Origin of the sequence: Veillonella dispar (assembly GCF_937975875.1) — a bacterium.
GTDB lineage: Bacteria > Bacillota > Negativicutes > Veillonellales > Veillonellaceae > Veillonella > Veillonella dispar_B.
On the sequence record NZ_CALJSP010000013.1, the window covers coordinates 1 to 4,558 of the forward strand.

Consider the following 4,558-nt stretch of genomic DNA (forward strand, 5'->3'; position numbering starts at 1 on the left):
TAGCTGCATAGGGAGAGAGGAGTAACGCCTCCCTCTCCTCTATTTGTTCCCGTATATTCATTTACCCTCCGATGCACGGTTTTTATCGATCAATTGCATAACTAGAGATGCTGTTTCTTCGATAGATTTATTAGAAACATCTAGCACTTGGCAATGTAAACGACGCATAATAGCTTTTGCATATTCTAATTCAGATTGAATACGCTCAATAGATGCGTAGTTTGCTTCGTCTTCAAGACCGATAGCACGCAAACGTTCACTACGAATATTATTTAATTTGAATGGGTCAATAATAAGGCCCACGATTTTTTTTGCTGGAATTTTAAATAATTCCTCTGGTAATGGTACCTCAGGTACTAATGGCAAGTTAGCAGCTTTAATCTTTTTATATGCCAAGAACATAGACAATGGTGTCTTACTTGTTCTAGATACACCAATAATAACTACATCTGCCTTTTCAAAACCAGATGGATTTTTACCATCGTCATATTTTACGGCAAATTCAATGGCTTCTACCTTTTTGAAATATTCTTGGTCAAGCTTATGAACCATACCAGCTGTCATGCGAGGCTTTGTGGATGCAACAGTACCTACAGCATCGAGAACTGGGCCCATAATATCTACAGCAGGAATATTGTATTCCGCTACTTTTTCATGAAGATATTTGCGCAAAGACTCAGATACAATGGTATGACAAATAACATGATTACCACGTTTTGCATCTGCTATAACTTCATCAATTTGGCTTTCACTATCAATATAAGGAATACGAACAATTTCAATTTGTTCCTTATCATATTGACTTGCCGTAGCTCTTGCTACAGCCTCTGCGGTCTCCCCAAGGGAGTCCGATATTGCATAAATAATTTTTTCTGCCATTCTATCAACCTCAATGTATGCTACATTCTAAAAATACTTTCGCTACCGTCGTTTTAGATACACGGCCTACAACCTTTAAGCGTTTCTTGTTTTCCACATCTTCGCGAACGACGACAGGTAAACAATCCACCTCATAATCTATCATCTTCTGAGCAGCCTCTACCAATGTATCTGTAGGCTCCACAGTTATAACCTTACTTACAGGGGTCATAATCATAGATATAGGCATGGTGTGCGAATCTGTTTGCCCCATTGAGGCACGCAACAAGTCCTTACGGGATACGACACCTACTAAATAGGAATCATCACACACTAAAATGGTCCCTACATCCTCAGTAAATATAGTAACAATCGTGTCATACAAACTTGTATCCCCATTGACTACGACTGCTTGGGATAATACATCACTTACCAGAAATGACTTTAATCGCTCCGCTGTTTGTGTTTCTTTTGAAAGCCCCACATAGTAGTAGCCTACATTAGGACGTGCATCTAAGACACCTAGCATAGTTAAAACAGATAAATCTGAACGCAATGCAGATCGCGTAACCTCTAAATGTTCAGCAATAGCACTACCTGTAACAGGTCCTTCTTCACGAACGATTTGAGCAATTTGTTCTTGTCGTTTCGACAGTTTCACACGGTAACCCCCTTTCATCTCTGTTTGTATTATATCCTAAGTTACCATTCAGAAAAAGAGGAGACCTACCGGCCTCCTCTTTTAATATAACTATATTATTACCAAGTTAAATCATCAGTTTCTTGACGACCACGACCAGTCATAGCATCAAGCATGATTCGTTGTTCTAATTGAGCCACTATTTTCTTAGTGCTTACAACTGCATCTGGATTAACAGAAATGGAGTCGATACCGCTCTTCACAAGGAATTCGCAAAGTTCAGGGTATACACTTGGTGCTTGGCCACAGATGGATACAGTTTTACCATCTTTATGTGCCACTTCGATAAGATGACGAATCGCTCTACGAACAGCTAAATTACGTTCATCGTAAATATGTTGAACTGTTTCGTTATCGCGGTCACAACCGAGAACAAGCATTGTCAAATCGTTAGAACCAATGGAATAACCATCTACATATTTATTGAATTGATCAGCTAAGATAATATTTGCTGGAATTTCAGCCATGAGCCAGATTTTGAAATCTTTACCGCGTACAAGGCCTTCTTGAGCCATCAAATTAGTTACAAGTTCAGCTTCCTCTACAGTACGGCAGAATGGAATCATAACTTGTAAGTTTTTAAAGCCAAATTCGTTACGTACTTTTTTGATTGCTTCTAATTCTAATTTGAAAGCAGGTGTATATTTAGGATCGTAGTAACGAGAAGCACCACGCCAGCCAAGTAATGCGCTGGATTCATGTGGTTCGTATTTGTCGCCACCTTTAAGATCACGGTATTCGCTAGATTTAAAGTCGCTCAAACGAACCACAACTTGGCGAGGAGCTAAAGCTTGGCAAACTTTACGCATACCTTCTGCCAATGTATTTACAGCGAAATCACTGCGACCTGTTTCGATAAGGTATAATGGATGTTCATGGATGAAAGTAGTCCAAATGAACTCTTCACGCATAAGACCGATACCATCACATGGTAATACACCATGTTTTTCAGCCAAGTCAGGGTCGCCTAAGTTCATGTAAATCTTAGTACCTGTTACAGGAACAGATTCAGCAACAACATTTGCAGTAGCTTGTGCTTCTGGCTTTTTAACGATATCTTCTAATACGCCATCATATACGATACCATTTGTAGCATCAACAGTAATCATTTGACCATCTTTAATGGATGTAGTCGCTTCATGGCTACGGCTCTTAGTACCTACGATACAAGGAATACCAAGCTCACGGCTAACGATGGACGCATGGCAAGTCATACCGCCTGCATCAGTAACAATAGCTTTCGCTTTCTTCATTGCAGGCACCCAGTCAGGAGCTGTCATAGCTGTGACGAGGATTTCGCCTTCTTTGAACTCATCAATATCCTCAGGATTGATGATAACATGAGCTTTACCTGCTGCATTACCAGGGGATGCTGGTAGACCTTTTACGATAATATCGCGATTACCTGCATCTAATGTGCTAGGTTTTTCGGATACTTCTGGTTTTTCTTTGCGGGACCAAACTGTTTCTGGACGAGCTTGTAAAATCCAAATTCTACCGTCTCGTTCATCTACGCCCCATTCCATATCCATGTAGCAACCATAATGTTTTTCGATTGCTTTTGCATATTCAGCAAGCTCTAGAACTTGAGCATCTGTAATCACTTGTTGTTTAGCTTCATCTGCTGGAACAACTTCTTCAACGCAATCGCCGTCAGCTTTACGAACTAAACGGATATTTTTGTCATTAATCATGCGGTCTGTAATTTCCATTTTAGCTTTATCTACACGGAAATTATCTGGTGTAACGGTACCTTGTACAACGTATTCACCAAGACCCCAAGAACCTTCAATAAGAATATTGTTATCATTGCCTGTTACAAGGTCAACAGTAAACATTACGCCAGCAGCTTTAGAGAATACCATCATTTGAACAGCTGCACTCAATGCTACTGTCATATGATCGAAACCTTGTTTTACACGGTAATATGTTGCACGGTCTGTGAAAGTAGATGCGTAGCATTCTTTTACTTTTTGAATAATAACATCAGCACCACGTACATTTAAATATGTATCTTGTTGGCCTGCGAAACTTGCATCTGGCAAGTCTTCTGCTGTTGCACTAGAACGAACTGCTACGAATGGATTTTCTTCGTTTACTTTTTTACCAAGTTCTTCATAAGCATGACGGATAGCATCTGCCAATTCTTTAGGCATTTCTTCTTCGCAAATCATGCGGCGAATTTTAGCACATACTTCACGCAATAATGCAGAATTTTCTACATCATCTAACGCATCAAGTTCAGCGCGGATTTTATCTTCCAAACCTGTTGCTTTCATAAACTCACGATAACCATGAGCAGTTGTAGCAAAACCGTAAGGTACAGGTACATTAGTGGAGGATGTCAATTCCCCTAAAGAAGAAGACTTACCACCAACTAAATTAACATCTTCACGTTGTAATTCATCAAACCAAAGTACGTATGCTGTTTCGCGATTCATGTGAGAACCTCCTAGATTAATTAGTGCAACACATTAAACCTTTTACACATAAATAGTATACCTTAATTTAAGATCTGTCAATTTATATGAGGATTATTATGCAACAAAAAAGATGATTGCCTAATACTAGACAATCATCTTTTAGAATGTACTTATTACTTAATTGTTATTTCTGCCTGGCTGTAATAAAAATAGATACATTCCAATCATCAAGAATTCAAAAATAGTATCATTCATAAAAAGGCTTAAAAGTATTAATACTATGAAAATTGGATATACCCAAAATGGAAATCCTATATCATAGGCTCTTCTCATACCAGTCATAAAAAAGAATGTAAATCCATAAATGCCAAAAGAATAACCTAAGATTAAATATTTAATCCCTTCAACAATATCTGTTGATTGCATTACATCGCTACCAAAACTAATTAATAAAATACAACACATAAACGAAAAAGCATTGCCGAAAAAATAGAATAAGCGACCTAATGGTACCTCTGGATCTAAATATTTAATAGCAGGAAACGAGCGATTTCCATCATGTCTCGGCTCCCAAGGT

General features: G+C 38.5%; 4 protein-coding genes. All 4 read right to left on the reverse strand.

Translation table 11 applies throughout. From position 1 onward, the window contains the following. Nucleotides 1-57: 57 nt before the first annotated feature. Nucleotides 58-879 carry a pyruvate, water dikinase regulatory protein gene (locus tag Q7P05_RS00465; RefSeq protein ID WP_119206210.1) on the reverse strand — a complete coding sequence of 274 codons (822 nt, stop codon included), beginning with the start codon at nt 877-879 and terminating at the stop codon, nt 58-60. 10 nt (nt 880-889) lie between these two features. Beyond that, nucleotides 890-1,519: a helix-turn-helix transcriptional regulator gene (locus tag Q7P05_RS00470; RefSeq protein ID WP_174683254.1), complete on the reverse strand. Its 630-nt coding sequence runs from the start codon at nt 1,517-1,519 to the stop codon at nt 890-892. Nucleotides 1,520-1,617: 98 nt separating this feature from the next. Then, on the reverse strand, nt 1,618-3,999 hold the full coding sequence (gene ppsA / locus Q7P05_RS00475) for a phosphoenolpyruvate synthase (protein ID WP_303930009.1): 2,382 nt from the start codon (nt 3,997-3,999) through the stop codon (nt 1,618-1,620). Between the two features lie 159 nt (nt 4,000-4,158). Continuing rightward, nucleotides 4,159-4,558: hypothetical protein (locus tag Q7P05_RS00480; RefSeq protein ID WP_303930010.1), on the reverse strand; the 400-nt coding region annotated here is incomplete at its 5' end.